Below are 17,487 nucleotides of genomic sequence, written 5' to 3' on the forward strand. Positions count from 1 at the left end.
GCTTGTCTTGCTTGTCTTGCCGGTCAAGCATCCCCGGCGCAGCTCTCTGCGCACGGGGATAGAAGATCAGGGCTATCGGTCGTATCTCAGCGCGATGACCGGCACATGTCGGCATGGCAGGTCGTCCCCGGAGCCGTCCAGCTCCGGCAGGGCGATGATGCGGCGCGCGCCGTCCGTGCGATAGACCGGCGGCAGTCCGCCCCAGCCGAGCAGCTGCGCCTCGGCTGCGTCTGGCAGTCCCTCGGCGTGCAGCGTCAGCTCGCGGCCCGGCCAGCGGAGGCAATGGACGTAGAGCGTATCGCCGGAGCCGGACGTCGTGTAGCGGACCGTCTCGCCCTCGCCATGCGTCCGCCAGCTGCGCGTGCCGTAGATCGCCTCGCCATTGACGCGCAGCCAGTCGCCGAGCTGCCGCAGACGCTCCTCCATGATGACCGGGATGCGGCCATCCGCCGTCGGTCCGACGTTGAGGAGCAGATTGCCGCCCCTGCTCACCGTATCGACGAGCAGATGGATCAGCTCCCGCTCGCCCAGGTAGTCGCGCAGCGTCTCGTTGCGGTTGTAGCCAAAGGAGGTGCCGATGCCTCGGTTCTCCTCCCACTTGCGATCCAGCTTGATCGGCAGCGCCACCCCGTCCGGGCCGTAGCCAACCTCGCCGTACTCGGTCGTATAATAACCGCCGTGACGGCCGCGCGTCTCCTTGCCCCAGCGGTCATTGACGACGATCTCCTCGCTGACCGGCGAGGCGGTATAGAGCCACTCGAGGAACGCCCGGCTGTCCCATACATCGCTGTGATGCTCCCACTCGCCGTCGGTGAACAGCACCGACGGCGCATAAGCCTCGACCAGCTGCCGCATCTGCGGCACCATCTGCGTCCGCGCATAGGCTGCCGGATCGGCCAGATAGAGCGGATTGTACCATTCGAGCAGCGAATAGTACGCGCCCATCCGCAGCCCCTCTGCCCGCACCGCGCGGTCCAGCTCGCCGTAGAGATCGCGTCCCGGGCCGACGTCGACGCTGTTCCAGTTCCACCGATGCGGGCTCGGCCACAGACAGTAGGCGTCGTGATGCTTGGCGGTGAGGACGACATAGCGCGCCCCGGCCTCGCGGAACAGCGCCGCCCAAGCCTCTGGATCGTACAGCTCCGCGCCGAAGCCGGCGACGAAGTCCTCATACCGCGTACCGTCGCCGTACACCCGCTTGTGGAACGCCTCGTACTGGCTCCCCGGCTGGCGCACCGCGCTGCCGTACCATTCGGCATACGCCTCGCCGGACGTATTCACCGTGTCGCGCTTCGGCCCCCAGGACGGGACCGAATAGAGGCCCCAGTGGATGAAGATGCCGAACTTCGCGTCATCGTACCAGGCGGGCAGCGGCCGCTCGTCGATGCTGCGCCACGCTTCCCGCTCATTTTTCGTAGTCATGCTGATGATCCTCGCTTTCTACTTGCCTTTGTATTGCCGGTCATACGCCGATTGCGTCAGCTCGGCCAGCCGGTTGTAGCCGATCTTCTCCAGGTTGGACAGGTAAGTGTCCCAGTCCTTGTCGAGGTCGAGATTGCCGGTGACGAACTTGTCGACGCTCTCGTCGAGGTACTTGATGACCGCGTTGTTCAGCTCCTCCCACTCGGTCGCCTCCGCCTCCGGCATCATGAAGCTGCCCGGCATCGGCTGCTGCGGCCCCTTGCCGACATATTTGTCCTTCGTCTCGTCATAGAGGATCTTCTCATGGTTCCAGGAGCCCGGCGTGACGACCTGAGCGTTGCGCCAGTCGGCCGTCATGAACGTGTTCAGACCGTTGCCCCAGGTGAAGTTGTTCGGCTGCTCGCCGCTCTTGAGCACGTTGTACTTGGCCGGCTGGCCGTCGAGTCCGACCTCGCCCTCCTTGGCCTTCACCCAAACGTCGCCTTCCTCGCCGTACAGATTGTAGTCGCCATCGATGAACAACTGGTAGATCGCATCGGCGAACCGGAGCGCGAGCGCCGGATTTTTGGCCTCCTTGGTGATGACGAAGTTGCCGGTGCCCATGCCGAACGCATACTGCTTGGCATATGCGACGCCCTCCGGCCCGGCGAGCGGCGGCAGCGCCACGAATTGCTCCTTGACCTTGTTGTCCTCGCTCCAGTCGACGAAGCCCATCGCTCCCGAGGCTACCGCGCCGACCCTGTTCTCCTGCGGCGACAGCCCGGTCAGCACCTTCACCTTGTTGTCGTCCTGCAGCATGAACTCGGGATCGATCAGTCCTTCCGCATAGAGTCGGTTCAGATAGCGCAGTCCCTCGCGCCACTCCGGCTGGATCGCCGCCTGGACGACCTTGTCGTCCTGGAGCATCAGACGGTTGCCTGCCTCGTTGTAGATGAACGCATTCATCAGGAAAAAATCGATGCCGCCCTGCCACGAGCCGCGCGTCAGCGGGATCTCGTCGGCCTTGCCGTTGCCGTTCGGGTCTTTCTCCTTGAACGCCTTCAGCACCTGATAGAACTCCTCGGTCGTCTTGGGCACCTCCAGCCCCAGCTCATCGAGCCAACCTTGGTTGATCCACATTTTGTGACTGTACGTACAGTGGTAGCATTCGTTGATCGCAGGCAGCCCGTAGATGTTGCCGTCCGGCGCGGTGATCGCGCTCTCGATGATCGGATTGTAGGCCAGCACCTGCTGAGTAGCCGAGCCGTATCGCTCGATCAGCTCATTGAGCGGCAGGAACAGTCCTTGCCCGCCGTAAGCGATCTGCTGGGCGTTGCCGATGCCCCAGGAGAGGATGACATCCGGCATATCGGTCTGGCTGGCCAGCATCAGGTTGAGCTTGTCGCGATAGTCCTCCATGTTGGCCCGGACCCACTCGATCTTGATGTTGGTCTTCTCCTCGAAATACTTGGTGAACCAGTTGTCCTCCAGATTGCCGACCCAGCTCGGCGGGCTCGCCCAGACGCGCAGCGTCTCCGTCTCCTTGACGATCGGGAAGGTGCCCGGCTCCGTCAGATTGGCGGCGGTGCCGACCAGCGAGGCGTCGCCACTTGGCGCAGCGCCCTCCCCGGCAGATGCGCTGCCGTTTGAGGTCGTGTTGTTGTTGTTGTTGCTGCATGCAGACAGCAGCAGCATGGCGACGAGCAGCAGCGCGATTGCGATGCGGGAATGTTTGGTCATTGTGTATACCCCTCCGTGATGGATTAGTGCTTGCGGTATTGCTCTCTAATTTCTAATTGCTCCTATATTGCTTGCTCCTATATTGTCGCCTGGCTCGACTCTCCTTGGTCCATGCCATTACTGAGGCAACGCCCCGACTCACCTCCTTACAGTTGGCGTTTCTTCCAGCGTTCACTTCGCGTCGACGCGCTATCCCTTGATCGATCCGATCATGATGCCGCGTACGAAGTAACGCTGCACGAAGGGATAGAGCAGGATGACCGGCAGGCTGGAGACGACGATGAGCGCATACTTGAGCTGCTCGCGCAGATTGGCTCGCTCGGCCATCGCCTTCGTATCGACATTGGCCATCAAGCTCGGATCGACCTGGTTCTGGATGAGGATGGCGCGCAGGATCATCTGCAGCGGCATCTTGTCGTTGGACTTCAGGTAGATGAGCGCGCTCTGGATGTTGTTCCAATAGCCGATCGCGTAGAACAGACCGTTCACCGCGAGGATCGCCCCCGACAGCGGCAGCGCGATCCGCAGCAGGAAGGCAAAGTCGCTGCAGCCATCCAGCTTGGCCGCCTCCAGCAGCTCGCGCGGGATGCCGCTCTGGAAGAAGGTTCGAGTAATGATCAGATTGTAGACGGCAAGCGCCGACGGCAGGATGACCGCCATCCGGCTGTCGTATAGGCCGAGCTGATTGACCAGCAAGTAGGTCGGGATCAGGCCGCCGCTGAAGAACATGGTGAACGTGAACAGCATCATCAGCGGCTTCGCAGCCCGGAAGTCCGGACGCGACAGCGGGTAGGCCGCCAATGTGGTGAGCGCCAGACTGATCAATGTCCCGACCACGGTATAATAGAGCGTGTTGGCGAAGCCGAGCCAGATGCCGTTGTAGCCGAACACCGCCTTGTACCCCGAGATGCCGACGTCGACCGGCCATAGCCACACCTTGCCCGAGGTGACGGCCGAGGGCGCGCTGAACGAGGCGCTGACGATATACAGGATCGGGAACAGCGTGACGACAAGCGCCACCAGCAGCAGCGCGTCGACGGCTGTCATGAATAGCCGGTCGCCCCTTGTGTCTAGCGATTTCATATGCGGTACCTCCTACCAGAGACTGGATTGACTATACTTGCGGGCCAGACGGTTGGCGATCAGCAGCAGCGCCAGATTGATCAGCGTATTGAACAGGCCGATCGCGGCGGCATACGAGTAATTGGGCAGCGACGACGCCATCCCCATCTTGTACACATAGGTCGAGATGACCTCGGAGCGCTCGAGATTCAGCGGATTTTGCATGAGGAAGATCTTGTCGAAAAAGCCGAGATTCATCACCTGGCCGACCGCCAAGATGAAGGTGATGACCACCGTCGGCATGATGCCCGGCAGATCGATGTGCAGCATCCGGCGGAACCGCGACGCCCCGTCGACGACGGCGGCCTCGTACAGCTCCTGATCGATGCCGGCGAGCGCGGCGATATAGATGATCGCATTGAAGCCTGCGCCCTGCCAGATGTTCGACCAGGCGTAGATCGTGCTGAACCATTCGGGCTTGGTCATGAACATGACCGGGTCGCCGCCGAGCATCCGGATGATATTGTTGATGACGCCGTAGTCCTGCACCGACAGGAACTGGATGAGCATGCCGACGACGACCGTCACCGAGATGAAGTAAGGGGCGAAGGTCGACATCTGCACCCAGCGCCGGAACCGCGTGCGGCTCGTATTGTTGAGCAGCAACGCCAGCAGCACGAACAGCGGGAAGCCCGCCAGCAACGTGTAAAAGCATACCTCGAACGTATTCAGAATAATCTGCATCGCGTCGTAGCTGGTGAAGAACTTCTCGAAGTACTTCAGTCCCGCCCAGGCGCTGCCGGTAATGCCGTCGACGGCGCGGAAGTCCTTGAAGGCGATCTGCACGCCGTACATGGGGACGTACATAAAGATGATGAGCCAGATCAGCGGCGGCAGGATCATTAGATAGAGCTGGTAGTTGATGCGGGCTTCCTTGCGCCAGCCGGTAGGGCGTCGTGCCGTCCGATAGTCTGGCGGGCGGTTCCCGCCCAAGCCTGTTCGGCGCGGCCCTTTCTCCGGCGCCGGCGCTTGTTCGCGTTTCGTGTGCATGGGCATTGCTCCTTTGCTGGGTGTAACCGTTTGCAATCGTTGGGACTGACTGAACGTTACCACGATAACGGCACTGCGGGAAAGTGGAAGATCGCCGGATCGGCGTGATCGAGGACGGTTTGGCGAGGTGGAACCTGCGCCAGCAGGCGGATTTTGCGTTAGTGGCCAGTATGGTCGCTGGCGGCCAGCGTTGGCGCTGGTGAGCGCTGGTGAGCGCTGGTGCGCTGGCGGCTGGTCCGTGCTCGCGGTTGGTCCCTGCTGGCGGCTGGGTCGTGCTTGGCCAGACTTCTTTGTGCTAGTTCGAGCTGGGTCGGAAGCAGACCTTTCGTTGGCGTACAGACAGCGGCGCGTTCGGTACATTAGCGAAAGAAACTTTCGTTGGGACACCAACCACGGCGCATTTCGACTCCGTAGCGAAAGAAACTTTCGTTGGCGCACAACCGGCAGCGCATTTCGGCTCCGTAGCGAAAGAAACTTTCGTTGGCGCACAACCGGCAGCGCATTTCGGCTCCGTAACGAAAGAAACTTTCGTTCGCGCACCGCACCAGCAGACGCCCATGCAGGCTCGCCCCCCCTTTAGCGCAAGGCGAAATGGCACATCGCTCTGCGATGCGCCACTTGGACAAGCAGCCGTTCATTCCGTTGAAAAACGATACCCCACTCACTCACGTCATATTCTTAACGGGGCTGATCGGCACTGCTCCCCGCCATCGACTGCTGCCGATAGACCGTGGGGCTGACGCCATAATAGCGCTTGAACGCCTTGTAAAAGGTATTGGGCGCAGCGTAGCCGCACAGCCTGGAGATGTCCTGTACCGGCACCTCGGGATCGCCCAGCAGCGTCCTTGCTTCATCCATCCGCAGCCGCTCCAGATGCTGGGTGAAGCTCTCCCCGAGCTGCTCCTTGAACAGCTGCGAGACATATTTCTCCTTGATGCCGAGCTCCTCGGCAATTCGAGACAGCGACAGATCGTCATCCCGATAGCGGGCCGCCATGAGCGTGACGAGCTTCTCCCGCCAATGATCCTTCTGCCCGCTCTGACGCGAGCGCGCCAGCTCGGTCAACTCCAGGAACAATGCCGTCCCCTGCTCCAGCAAAGCCGCAGCCGATCGTTGCTCGACGAGCGCCTCCAACTGACGCTCGAGTCGGGATGCCGTCTCTTCGTCCACCTCGATCGACTTGCGCAGCTTCACGCCCGTGCCCTTCATCTGATAGGCGAGCTGCGTCGTCATCGCCGAAGGCAATCGGACCGCACCCGTGTTGCGCTGGCGCAGCTCCTCCAGGATTGCCTGGACCTCAGCGGTATCGCCGGCCTTCACCAGATGGATCAAGCGCGTCTCCACATCGGTTGGGTAGTAGAAGTCCTGTCGCTGCTGACGCAGGTCGGCATAATAGACGCTCTCTCCGGCTGCCGCCTGCTCCAGCGCCTCCAACGCCTCGTCGAACGAATTGCGGATGCGGATCAGCCGATCGCATGCATTGCCAATGCCGAGCGCCAGCTCCAGACCAAGCGCCTCCTCCAGCCGGGCGGAGAGGACAGCGGCGACGGCCTCGAGCCGGTCGCGGAAGGTGGCTGTCTGCGCCGTCGTCAGTCCGATCAGCAGCACGGTCCGCCGCTCATCGAGCGGATAGATCCGCATGCTGTAGGGCAGCTCCGACTCGCAGCTCTCCTGCAGCAGCACCCGCGCCAGCTCGAGCTGGCGGATCATGTCCGGCGTCAGCGGCTGCTCCGGCTCGAAGCTGCGCACCTCGGCAGCCACCGCATGGAACGCCTCGCCCGCCAAGTCGAGACCCATATGGACGCGGACGGTCTCGACCTCGCTATCCTTGGAGAAGCCGCCGCGCAGCAGCCGCTCCAGGAAGGTTGCGCGGGCGACCTCCGCCTGTCGATCGAGATCGCGGCGCAGCGCCTCCCGATTCGCGAGCAGGTCGCCGATCGTGCCGTCCAGATAACGCCAGGCCGAGACCGAGCGTTCCGGGACCGCCGCTTGCTCGCCGAACCCCGCCACCAGCTTGCGCATGATGCGGTCCACAGGACGACTGCTCCGATAAGAGAGGATGATCGCGATCGCCAGCCCGGCGAGCAGGGTGACGAGCATCGTCGACAGATACAGATTGCGTACAGGAGCGAGCTGATCGGAGATGACCGATCGCGGCACGGTCGCCATGTAGGTCCAGCCGTTGGCAGTGGAGCGTACATGCAGATCCAGCAGCCGCGCGCCGCCCTCGACGCGCTCGGCATACCCTCGGCCATCTGACGGCAGCGCCGACAGCTCGCCGCGCAAGCCTTCTTGGCCAAAGCCGGTGACGACCGTACCGTCGGCCGCGATGACTTGTACCGCTCCCTGCCCCGGGTCTACCGCTCCTGTCAGCAGCGCCGACAGCTCCCGCGCATCGAGCAGCACCACGATTGCCCCTTTGTACGTGTTCAAGGCGCCGATCGGCACGGTCTGCACATACGAGACGACACGATGCTCCCGCCCGCCGAGGACGAGACTCGACTCCGGGAAGTAGGCGGCATACTGATAGTCGCGCAGCAGCTGCTCTCGCCATTCGTCATAGGTTAAGCCGCCCATCGAGATCACCTTGCCATAGAAATCCTCCGCACTGGCCGTCGTATGCACGGAAGAGATGAAGGTCCCTTCATCCAGATAGACGATGACCTCGCGGATCAGCCGATTGCTGAGCTTATACGTCGCCAGACGCTCCGATATCTCCTTCATCGCGTAGTAGTCCTCGCCGCTATAGGGCAGCTTGGCGCTGATTAGCCGGCTCAGTCCGGCATCGAGTGCGATTTGGGTCGCGACGCTGCGCACCTCGTTGAGCCGCACGTCCAGCAGCGCCATACTCTGCTCCAATCGGTCGATGCCCGACTCGATGACGTCGCGTTTCTCCTTGTCAAAGGAACGACTGTACACATAGCCGCCGATACAGGAGGTGACCGCCAACAGGATGAGATAATGGATAATAAATTGAAGAAATACGCCCCGCATGCCGGGCATAGCCTTGCCGTTCATAGCCCTGTGTCCCCCTTCGTGCTCTTGATGACGATTGTTCGGGCTCCCTCATGTAAACACTTACATTTCTCTTGAGCACTAGCCGCTTCGCTCTAGCGTTCTCTATAGACCCTTACTCTATCATGGAATCGGGCATTTCCCTAGTGGATTTTGGGCGGTTGAGCATGACGGAGGGCGGATTAGAGCAGTGACAAGCAAAAAATTAAACCCCCGAAATGAATCGGAGGTTTAAGCGAATGAAATTTATAGTACGCCTGCATCTCTAGCCGTATAGAATGACGGGTAAATCGGCCGATAATGCAATTCGTCTCGAATTCGTGTTGTATCGACTATCATATCCCATGGATCATACTCTTGCTGCATGGCCTCCGGCGATAAGTCGGCATTATGAAGCTCGAGTATCTCCGCGACGGAGATCGGCGCATCGTCGGCGATATTGTAGATACGCCCATCAATACCTGACGTGAAGGCAGCGAGCATCAAGGCTTGACTGACATCCGCATGATGTGCCATGTGGATTCGTCTGGCCGGATTCCATTTGCTGAAGTATGGCAGAACCTCATCTATATGGGGGTCACGCTCACCATAGACGAATGGAAATCGTACGATGCGCAGCCCTAATCCATATTCGCGGTGAAGCTTCAACAGCGCCGCTTCGGCATCCGCTTTACTTTGAGGGTAAGCAAAAGCAGGTCGGAGCTCGTCCTCTTCCCGACTGGGTCGCGAAAGCCCACCCGAACCGTAAACGTGGACAGTACTTGAGAAAACAAACCTAGGTACCTCCGCGCTTAACGCAGCACGGGCCAAGACGACGCTGCCATCGATATTTGCTGCTCTGGTGGTGTTCTCATCTACGCCTCGGAATTGTGCAGCCAAGTGAATCACGACATCGCAGCCCCGGAGAGCGTCCAGGTAATGATCTGGCTGCAACAGGTCGCCCTCTACAACTTCAGCTCCTTGTTGGTGAAGCGTATCCGCTTTTGCAGCATCCCTTACCAACAGTTTAACATGGTGACCGCGCTGTAATAGACGAGGAACAAAACGACTTCCCACTTTTCCTGTTGCTCCTGTTACAAAAAGGTTCATTTATAAAATCCTCCTCGTGTTGTGGTATCATAGGGCCAGTATAATGGAACGTGCGAAGAGTATCCTTCCTGCGTTTATCGTAGGATTGGGAGTATCAGGATAAGGAGGAGATTGCGTGGAGGACGTGACTTCCAAAACCTCGTTAGGTGAATTTTTGCGTTCTCGTCGGGGCCGTCTGACTCCAGAGGATGTAGGTCTGAGATCCTTTGGGCGACGGCGGACTTCAGGTCTTCGAAGGGAAGAAGTCGCACAGCTTGCCTTTATCGGAACCTCGTGGTACACCGCTTTGGAGCAAGGGCGAAGCGTCAATCCCTCCGAGGATGTACTCAATAACATAGCAAAAGCACTGCGATTGACAGAGGATGAACGCCAACATCTCCATCTTCTTGCAAAACCCATACAACAGGAAAGGGAGGCAGATCAACATATTCCTGTTGGGTTGACACGAACAATAAAAGCCCTTGATCCAAATCCGGCATTTGTGCTAGGAAGATATTGGGATTTACTGGCGTGGAACAAGGCAGCCCAGTTCGTTTTTCGGTTACCTTCATTTGAGAATCCTAAGTCACAGAGGATCAATTGGATTCGATATCTTCTGACGGAGCTGGGGGCAAGTATTGAGGATTGGGAATCCGGCGCAAAGGTCTTGCTTGCACACTTTCGCGCCGATTACGCACGCTTCCCGGATGATGCGAGATTTAAGGAGCTTATCGAGGAATTGATGCAGATCAGTCGCTTATTTCGCGAGATATGGCCGCTGCATGAGGTGCAGGCCGTAACCAATCGCCACAAACGGAGGTACGATCCTCGGATCGGCGAGATGGAGTTTGAACATGTAACCCTGCAACCACCGACCAATCCGGACCTGAAGATGATGGTGTATACCGCTTCGACGGGTACAGCTGCACGTCTGCAGCGTTTGTTGGGTGGAGATCATCTGGAGCATTGACAATACCGCCCAGACGTGTCCTTACACGCTCGGGCGGTACTCACCTCATCGCTCACAAGATTATGCTCATAGGTGCATATTACTGGCAATTTGATCGAATGCCACATGCGTCAGTTGTTCGGACACTTCCCACAGTCTGGAAGCAACGGCGGGATTCAGCGCTTGCGGAGCAATCTTGCCCGGCTTTGGCAAGCCTCGCAGCTCGGAGAATCCGCCCGGGCCGTAATAAGTCCCGCCTTTCGCCTGTGGCGATGTAGCGGCAAACAGAGTCGGAAGCGCGCCCTGAGCAGCCGGTTGAAAAAAGATCGGTCCCAGCGTCCTTCGAACAATTCCCGCAGGGCTGCTTGGCCCGGCCCCGTTCAAAATCAGCTCCGTTCGTGAAATTCCCGGATGAACCGGAATACTCGTCACCCCCCAACCCGAGGCGTCGCTTCGCCGCTGGAGCTCCAGCGCGAACATAAGCATCGCCATTTTGGATTGGGAGTAAGCTTCCATTGCATGATAGCGGCGTTCGAATTGGAGGTCGTCGAAATGGATGGCGCCCTTGCGGTGGGCAATGCTGCTCAGATGGACTACCCTTGGCTTTGTTCCTTTACGCAGCAAGGGCATCAGATGAGCGGTCAATGCGAAATGTCCGAGATAGTTCGTTCCGAATTGAAGCTCAAACCCGTCTTTCGTGGCTTTGCGGGTTGGCGGCGTCATGACACCAGCGTTGTTGATCAACAGATCCAGCCTTTGACGCTCTTTATTCATCCGCTCTCCGAACGCTTGAACCGAGGCCAGACTGGCAAGATCCAATTCCTCAAAGCGTATATTGGCAGAGGATACCGTGTTGCGGATCTGTTTAACGGCGCCCTCTCCCTTCGACTTATCGCGGCCCGCCAAAATAACTTCTGCGCCATGTTTGGCCAACTCCAGGGCCGTTTCGTAGCCCAAGCCCCCCGTACCGGTAATCACCGCTGATCGACCCGACTGTTTTGGAATATCTTTTGCTGTCCATTTAGGAAAATGATTCAGTTCCGTTCACTCCTTTGCTTCAATGTGCTTCATGGTTATGCCCCTCCGCATGGATAGGGTCTGTTTATCGTAATTGAAGAGCGAGCCGCCGCTCTGTATACTTAATGCTACCACTTAGAGTTTTATCGAAGTCAAGCCACTACTCTAAACTATGAACCATCGAGGTGACGGCAATGTACAGTATCAATGAAGTAGCCGCGATTTGCGATGTGACGGCGCATACGCTCCGCTTTTATGACAAAGAAGGGCTATTGCCTTTTGTGGGTCGTAATGGGGCGGGGAATCGGGTGTTTTCCGAACGGGATCTGAATATTGTAAAGTTTATATGCTGCTTAAAAAATACGGGCATGCCGATTAAAGAAATCAAGCGGTATATCGAACTGGGTATGAAAGGCGAAGATACTGCGGCAACTCGGCGGGATATGATCCTCGAACACCGCAAGGATGTGCTGCGGCAAATGGACGAATTAAAAAAGAGTTTGACTATTATTGATTTGAAGGTCGCATTCTACGACGCCTATAAAGTCGGGTTTCATGATGAGCAGTAGCACTTTGAGTTAACTCTAACAACTAACAAGGCGGTAACACCAAGTACTCCTTGGAATTACCGCCTTGTTAGTTGTTTCACTAAATCCATGAATCGATATCCTCGTCATCGATCTCATCCTCGATGACCGGCTCCGGCTCGGGATCCACGATCTCCTCGGCGGCAGCCGTCTGCCCGTTCATCGCCAGCGCCAGATTGCGCTCGCTCGGGATGACCGTTTGCAGATTGCGAACGCCGTTTTGGATCAGCTCGTTTTCGATCAGATAACGTATCGAGTCCATCAGATTGGTCTGCGCGTTGATCCATTCCATCACTGCCGGGTCCTCGGACTTCTTCGTCTTGAGGCTAATATTTTCCCCGGGCAGCTTCCGCTTCTTCATCCTACCACCCACCTACTCGCTCGTCCTCGTATTGGTTCTGACGCTCGCCTCCGTCGATGCGCGAGGTCAAGCGCAGACCTTTGGCGATCTGCGCTTGCTGTCCGCACTGTTAGACCGGCTGTACCGCTTTGTTCTTGAGCGCTTCGTAGATCTTGCCCCGTACGAAGGCGTCGAGTCCCATCGCGTTGAGCTGCACTGCATACTCTGCCGGGATATAGAGCAATTGCATCTCGCGCTCAGCCACCAGCTCGGTCAGCTGAGCGTGCAGCACCGACCGCATCAGGATGCTGCCGCCGCCATATACGCAGATGAGGTCAATCTCGTTGCGCGCTTTGGCCAGCTGACGCTTGACGTTCTGGACGATCTGGCGCACCTGCGTCTCCATCGGCCGCTTCAGCGTCTTGATGGCGCGGGCATGGTACTTGTGCTTCGGATTTTTCAGGACGTCGCTGAAAAACTGGCGCGGGCTGTCCGGCAGATGGATCAGACGATTGAACTCATCGAGCGCTTCCTCGATCGCATAACCTGCGCCGTGATGGGTGCCGTAGACGAACTGCCGCAGGAACTTGTTGCCCTCGGTGATCGGATACTCGGTCGAGCCGTCGCCGATATCCACATGGAGGATACGCTTGTCCTTAAAGTAGCTGCCGTTGAACTTCTTCTCGATCTTGTACGTCTCGACGAACTCCTGGAAGATGTCGCCCTCGCGCCAGTTGCCTTCGGCATCCTTCTGGAGCGTGAAGATGACCGGCGTCGCCTCTGGCACGACCTTGGTGAACGGGAAGACGATCTTCACCGCTACCCGCTGCAGGCCCAGGTGCACCGTCACATGGTGCGTGCCGGAGGTGAAGCGCTTTTCGAACTTCGCCGCCGTCTCGTCAGAGTGCTGAGTAACCGGCAGCGCCGTCGCCATGTCGACCTCGACGTCGACCTGCGCCGGAATTTTTTTCTCCTGATCGTAAGCCTTCTGCACAGCCGCTGCTGCGATCTGCGCCAGCGTGTTGATGACCGGCAGGTCCATGTCGCTCTTCACGTCGATACCGATCTGCAGGTTGTCCAGCACTTCGCCGCTCTCAAGCGCGAACTTGCCGACATAGTACATGCCCGGACGCGCCGATGGCGAATCGATCGTGACGACGAGCTGCTCGTGCAGATTTTTGATGAAGCTCTCCGGCGGCTGCTCGTCGCTCCAAGGGATCTCGTCCACCGTGCAGTTGACGTTAGGCTGCTGGATCAGCTTGCCGTCGATGATCAGGTCATGCTCGCTGTTGCCGTTATCATTACCTACATAGAAATGCAGATTCATCAAAGTATCCTCCCGATATCCATAATAAAAAAATAGCTTTGGCAATACTTTGCCATATAAAGTGGTGCAGGACAAGCCGCTACAGACCCAAAGCAGATTAATGTTTTCTAACTAATAGTACAACAGTCGACACAATCGCACAAATCCGGCGTCGAAACGGCGCATATCCCGCGCATACGCTCCGGTACGGCCCTCCCCCTGCCCGCCGCTGCCAAAATGCGCCAGTCCTCTGCGGGGAACTGAAGCGCCAAAAAATGCAAATGGCGAAGGGGGAAGAGGCGCTGCCGCAAATGCGACAGCGCCAGCCTCACTTCGATAACTACCGTTATCCGCCAATCTCCTGCTTGAACGCGTCCATTTGCTTTTGCAGCTCGGCCAGCACTTTGTCGTAGCCGGCCGTCTTCAGCTTGGCGCGGAACTCCTCGACCGCCTGGACCGGATCGCCCGCCTTGCCGAAGGCAATCGCCGGGCCAAGCTGGCCGGTCACCTGCGTAATCGCCGTCAGCTCGGCGTCAACCGGCGTCTTGTCGAAGACGAAGCGACCGTACGGATACGGCTTGCGGACCTTGTCATACTCGCTGTAAAGTGTGCCAATCTGATCCCATGTCGCTTCGCTCGGGATCTCGAACTTGTCGACGCGTCCGCCCCAGAAGTCGGAGTAAAACTCGTCTTTGGACTGGTTATAGCCTTCCGGCAGCGCGCGCTTGCCGTCCTTGATCGTGTATTGCACGCCCTCGATGCCGTAGTTGATCAGATGGTAGATCGTCTCGTCATTGCGAATCAGGTCATAGGCCATGAGCGCGCGCTCGGGATTTTTGCTGTGGGCGCCGATCGACGTGCCGCCGTGCGTGATCGCCAGGTCGAGCAGATTGCCGCGCGTCCGCGAGAACGGGAACATCTGCAGCTCGGAGCCCGGCTGCTCGCGGTCCATCGTCACCCGCAGGCCGGAGAAGGTCTGCGTATGATGCTGGTCCATCGCCGTCAGTCCGGCGCGCAAGGCGACCCGGGTGTCGTTTTTGTTGTTCAGCACATCCTCGCGCCAGAAGCCGCGGTCCGCCCAGTCCTTCATCATCTTGGCGTAATCGACGAACGTATCGTCGAATACCGGGCTGACGACAGTGAAGCGCTCATCATAGGACTTCGTATTGAAGACAGGCAGGTAGCCGGTCGAGATCGGCAGCTCGAGATTGTCCGTGTACGACTGGACGTAGCCGCCGAAAGTGCTGACTTGCGATTGGGCGTCCCACGGGATGACGTCCGGCTTGTTATCCTTCACATACTGGAGGTAGTCGCCGATGCCTTCCCAATCCTTGATCGGCTCGGAGATGCCGGCCTCCTGCGCCCAGTCGCCGCGATAAAAGAAGCCGTGATTCACCCACTGCGTATAGTCGTTCTCCGGGATGAGCACGATCTGCCCCTTGTACTTGCTCTCCTCCCAATCCTCGGCCGGGATCGACTCGTACGTCAGCGGCGCATACTTGGGCAGCAGGTCGTCGAGCGGCAGGAACGCGCCGCGCTGGGCATTGCCCCACGTGTCCAGCCAGGTGGTCGCGATCGTGATCAGATCGAGCGCTTCGCCCGAAGCGAGCAGCAGATTGTACTTGGTCTGCCAGTCGGCCCACTCGACCCATTTCCACTCCAGCTCGGCGTTGATCCTCTCCTTCATGATCTTGTTCACTTCGGCGAGCGCATTGTCGAAATGGCCGTTGGTCGGCTTGTTGCCGAGGATGACATAGTTGATCTTCACAAACTTCGACGTGTCGATGCCCTGCTCGCCCCCGGCCGTCCCGGTATTGCCGCTGCTCGAGCCGCCGTTGCCTCCTGTAGCGCCGCCGGTGCCCGAGCTGCTGCCGCCGCCGTTATTGCCCGCACAAGCTGCGATGGTGAAGGTCATGACGATCGTCGTGAGCAAGGCAAGCGTCTTTTGGAATGTAGACATGTGCACTTCTCCCCTTTGTTCTCATAAAGTTCGGGCATGATGGCCCGTATACCGTATATGTGGACGAACCTTGGCAGGTCCGGGCACATCAGCCTTTGACCGCGCCCACCGTAATGCCGCGGATAAAGTAGCGCTGGACGAACGGATAGAACAGGATGACCGGACCGGTGGCGATGACGGCTGTGGCCATCTTCATCGATTCGAGCGGCACGTCGCTCAGTTGGACATTGGAGGCGGCGGCCGAATTGCGGACATAATCGGCGGTTGTGATCGTGTTGTACAGGAACAGCTGCAATGGACGGTATTCCATATTGGTAGAGAGGAACAAGACGGCGTGGTACCATTCGTTCCAGTAGCCGAGGGCGATGAACAGGCCGATCGTCGCCAGCGCCGGCGTCGTCATCGGCAGGATCAGCTTGATGAAGATCGTGAAGTCGCCGGCCCCGTCGATCTTGGCAGACTCGGTGATCGCATGCGGGATCGAGCGGACGAAGCTCTTCATCATGATGATCAGGAACGGCGTCAGCAGCCCTGGCAGCAGCACGGCGAGATAGTTGTCCTGCAGGCTCAGATAACGGGTCATGAGCAGATAGAACGGCACCAGCCCGCCGGAGAACAGCGTCGTGAAGTAGATGAAAAATGAGATGCCGTTGCGCAGTCCGAAGTCGGGGCGCTGCAGCGCATAACCCGTCATCGCGACGATGAAGAGGCCGATGGCTGTCCCTGCGATCGTAAGCACCATCGTAACGACGTAGGCGCCGAGGATCTGGTCAGGATTCTGAAATACAATGCTGTAGGCAAAGGTGCTGAACTCGCGCGGCCAGATGTTAAAGCCGAATTTCTTGATCATCCCCTCTGCCGTAAACGACGTACCGATTACCAGCAGGAAGGGCAACAGACAACTCAAGGCGAAAAGCCCGATGAAAACGTAACCAAATGTCCGAACGGCAAGCTCGCTGGCGCCTGCGCGTATGCTTCTGTTCGTTTCCGATTGCTGCACCTGCGCCACCTCCTAGAAGAGTGAGTTCTCGGGCGAGACCTTGCGTACGATCCAGTTCGCCGTCAGGATGATGACAAGACCGAAGAAGGACTGATAGAGGCTAACGGCGCTACCGATCGAGAAGTTGAAATTAGTAACTAACGCGCGGAACACGTAAATTTCAATAATATCGGTTGTCGCGTACAACGCCGTATTATTGGCTCCAACCAAGTTATAAATTAAACCAAAGTTGCCCTTGAGAATGCCGCCCAGCGAGAACAACAGCAGGATGATAAAGGTCGGCTTCAGCCATGGCAGCACGATATGGATGATGCGCTGGAAGGCGTTGGCGCCGTCGATCTCCGACGCTTCGATGATCTCGTTGTCAAGCCCCATAATCGCGGCAAAGTAGATGATCGAGCCATAGCCTGTCGTCTGCCACAGGTAAGCGAGGACGATAATAAACGGCCAGATCGCGGCGTTGGAATACGTCTTGAGCGGCTCTATGCCGAACCCGCCGAGCATCTGATTGAGCAGGCCGTACTCATAGCTCAGGATGTTGTAGGCAATCAGTCCGATCAGGACCGCCGAGATGAAGTGGGGTAGGAACATGATTGTCTGGCTGACCTTTTTGAACCATTTGCGGCGCAGCTCATTGAGCAGGACGGCCACCAGAATCTGCAGGACGTTGCCCAGCAGGATAAAGGCCAGGTTGTAGGCGACAGTGTTGAACGTCAGCCGCCATAGATCGCCGTTCATGACCAGAAAGCGGAAGTTATCGAAGGCAACAAACGGACTTCGGAAAATGCCGTCCGAATAGTTGAACTGGATGAACGCCAGGTACAGGCCTGGCATCGGCAAGTAGGCGAAAACGATAAAAAACAGAATCGCCGGCAAGCACATCAAAATGAGCGTCCGGTTGTTCATCCACCTTCTGAGACGGCCGCTCTCGGTCCGCGGCCGCTTGCGCTTAAGCACCGTATCGACGTCGACTGCCATGATGAACCCTCCCT

At 58.2% G+C, this 17,487-nt stretch carries 14 protein-coding genes; 2 read left to right on the forward strand and 12 right to left on the reverse strand.

Translation table 11 applies throughout. The features are described from left to right. Positions 1-72: 72 nt before the first annotated feature. The 6 genes from PA598K_RS10060 to PA598K_RS10085 all read right to left on the reverse strand — a co-directional run bounded on the left by PA598K_RS10060 (position 73) and on the right by PA598K_RS10085 (position 9,357). Positions 73-1,422: an alpha-L-fucosidase gene (locus PA598K_RS10060; protein WP_128656821.1), complete on the reverse strand. Its 1,350-nt coding sequence runs from the start codon at positions 1,420-1,422 to the stop codon at positions 73-75. 18 nt (positions 1,423-1,440) lie between these two features. Next, complete coding sequence (locus tag PA598K_RS10065; protein ID WP_128656822.1) at positions 1,441-3,141, reverse strand: extracellular solute-binding protein; 1,701 nt, start codon at positions 3,139-3,141, stop codon at positions 1,441-1,443. Between the two features lie 189 nt (positions 3,142-3,330). Further along, the gene (locus PA598K_RS10070; RefSeq protein ID WP_128656823.1) at positions 3,331-4,224 is read right to left on the reverse strand and encodes a carbohydrate ABC transporter permease; all 894 of its coding nucleotides are present in this window, start codon (positions 4,222-4,224) and stop codon (positions 3,331-3,333) included. A 12-nt stretch (positions 4,225-4,236) separates the two neighbouring features. Further along, the gene (locus tag PA598K_RS10075; protein ID WP_128656824.1) at positions 4,237-5,253 is read right to left on the reverse strand and encodes an ABC transporter permease; all 1,017 of its coding nucleotides are present in this window, start codon (positions 5,251-5,253) and stop codon (positions 4,237-4,239) included. A gap of 678 nt (positions 5,254-5,931) precedes the next feature. Next, positions 5,932-8,271 carry an AraC family transcriptional regulator gene (locus PA598K_RS10080; RefSeq protein ID WP_128656825.1) on the reverse strand — a complete coding sequence of 780 codons (2,340 nt, stop codon included), beginning with the start codon at positions 8,269-8,271 and terminating at the stop codon, positions 5,932-5,934. Between the two features lie 243 nt (positions 8,272-8,514). Beyond that, complete coding sequence (locus PA598K_RS10085) at positions 8,515-9,357, reverse strand: NAD-dependent epimerase/dehydratase family protein (protein WP_128656826.1); 843 nt, start codon at positions 9,355-9,357, stop codon at positions 8,515-8,517. Between the two features lie 115 nt (positions 9,358-9,472). Between PA598K_RS10085 and PA598K_RS10090 the strand changes: the two genes are divergently transcribed. Continuing rightward, the gene (locus tag PA598K_RS10090; protein WP_128656827.1) at positions 9,473-10,306 is read left to right on the forward strand and encodes a helix-turn-helix transcriptional regulator; all 834 of its coding nucleotides are present in this window, start codon (positions 9,473-9,475) and stop codon (positions 10,304-10,306) included. A 66-nt stretch (positions 10,307-10,372) separates the two neighbouring features. Here PA598K_RS10090 and PA598K_RS10095 read toward each other — a convergent pair whose 3' ends face one another. Beyond that, the gene (locus PA598K_RS10095) at positions 10,373-11,323 is read right to left on the reverse strand and encodes an SDR family oxidoreductase (RefSeq protein WP_128656828.1); all 951 of its coding nucleotides are present in this window, start codon (positions 11,321-11,323) and stop codon (positions 10,373-10,375) included. Positions 11,324-11,496: 173 nt separating this feature from the next. Here PA598K_RS10095 and PA598K_RS10100 point away from each other — a divergent pair, with 173 nt between their 5' ends. Further along, complete coding sequence (locus PA598K_RS10100) at positions 11,497-11,871, forward strand: MerR family transcriptional regulator (protein ID WP_128656829.1); 375 nt, start codon at positions 11,497-11,499, stop codon at positions 11,869-11,871. 79 nt (positions 11,872-11,950) lie between these two features. On the opposite strand, the gene PA598K_RS10105 is transcribed toward PA598K_RS10100, so the two are convergent. The 5 genes from PA598K_RS10105 to PA598K_RS10125 all read right to left on the reverse strand — a co-directional run bounded on the left by PA598K_RS10105 (position 11,951) and on the right by PA598K_RS10125 (position 17,473). Then, positions 11,951-12,250, reverse strand: coding sequence for a hypothetical protein (locus PA598K_RS10105; RefSeq protein ID WP_128656830.1), 300 nt, complete (start codon positions 12,248-12,250; stop codon positions 11,951-11,953). A 109-nt stretch (positions 12,251-12,359) separates the two neighbouring features. Then, on the reverse strand, positions 12,360-13,556 hold the full coding sequence (locus PA598K_RS10110; RefSeq protein ID WP_128656831.1) for a ParM/StbA family protein: 1,197 nt from the start codon (positions 13,554-13,556) through the stop codon (positions 12,360-12,362). Between the two features lie 325 nt (positions 13,557-13,881). After that, complete coding sequence (locus PA598K_RS10115) at positions 13,882-15,495, reverse strand: ABC transporter substrate-binding protein (protein WP_128656832.1); 1,614 nt, start codon at positions 15,493-15,495, stop codon at positions 13,882-13,884. An 88-nt stretch (positions 15,496-15,583) separates the two neighbouring features. Further along, positions 15,584-16,495, reverse strand: coding sequence for a carbohydrate ABC transporter permease (locus PA598K_RS10120; protein WP_128656833.1), 912 nt, complete (start codon positions 16,493-16,495; stop codon positions 15,584-15,586). Between the two features lie 12 nt (positions 16,496-16,507). Then, the gene (locus PA598K_RS10125; protein ID WP_128656834.1) at positions 16,508-17,473 is read right to left on the reverse strand and encodes an ABC transporter permease; all 966 of its coding nucleotides are present in this window, start codon (positions 17,471-17,473) and stop codon (positions 16,508-16,510) included. Positions 17,474-17,487 lie beyond the last annotated feature (14 nt).

Origin of the sequence: Paenibacillus sp. 598K (genome assembly GCF_003851045.1) — a bacterium.
Taxonomy (GTDB): domain Bacteria; phylum Bacillota; class Bacilli; order Paenibacillales; family Paenibacillaceae; genus Paenibacillus_D.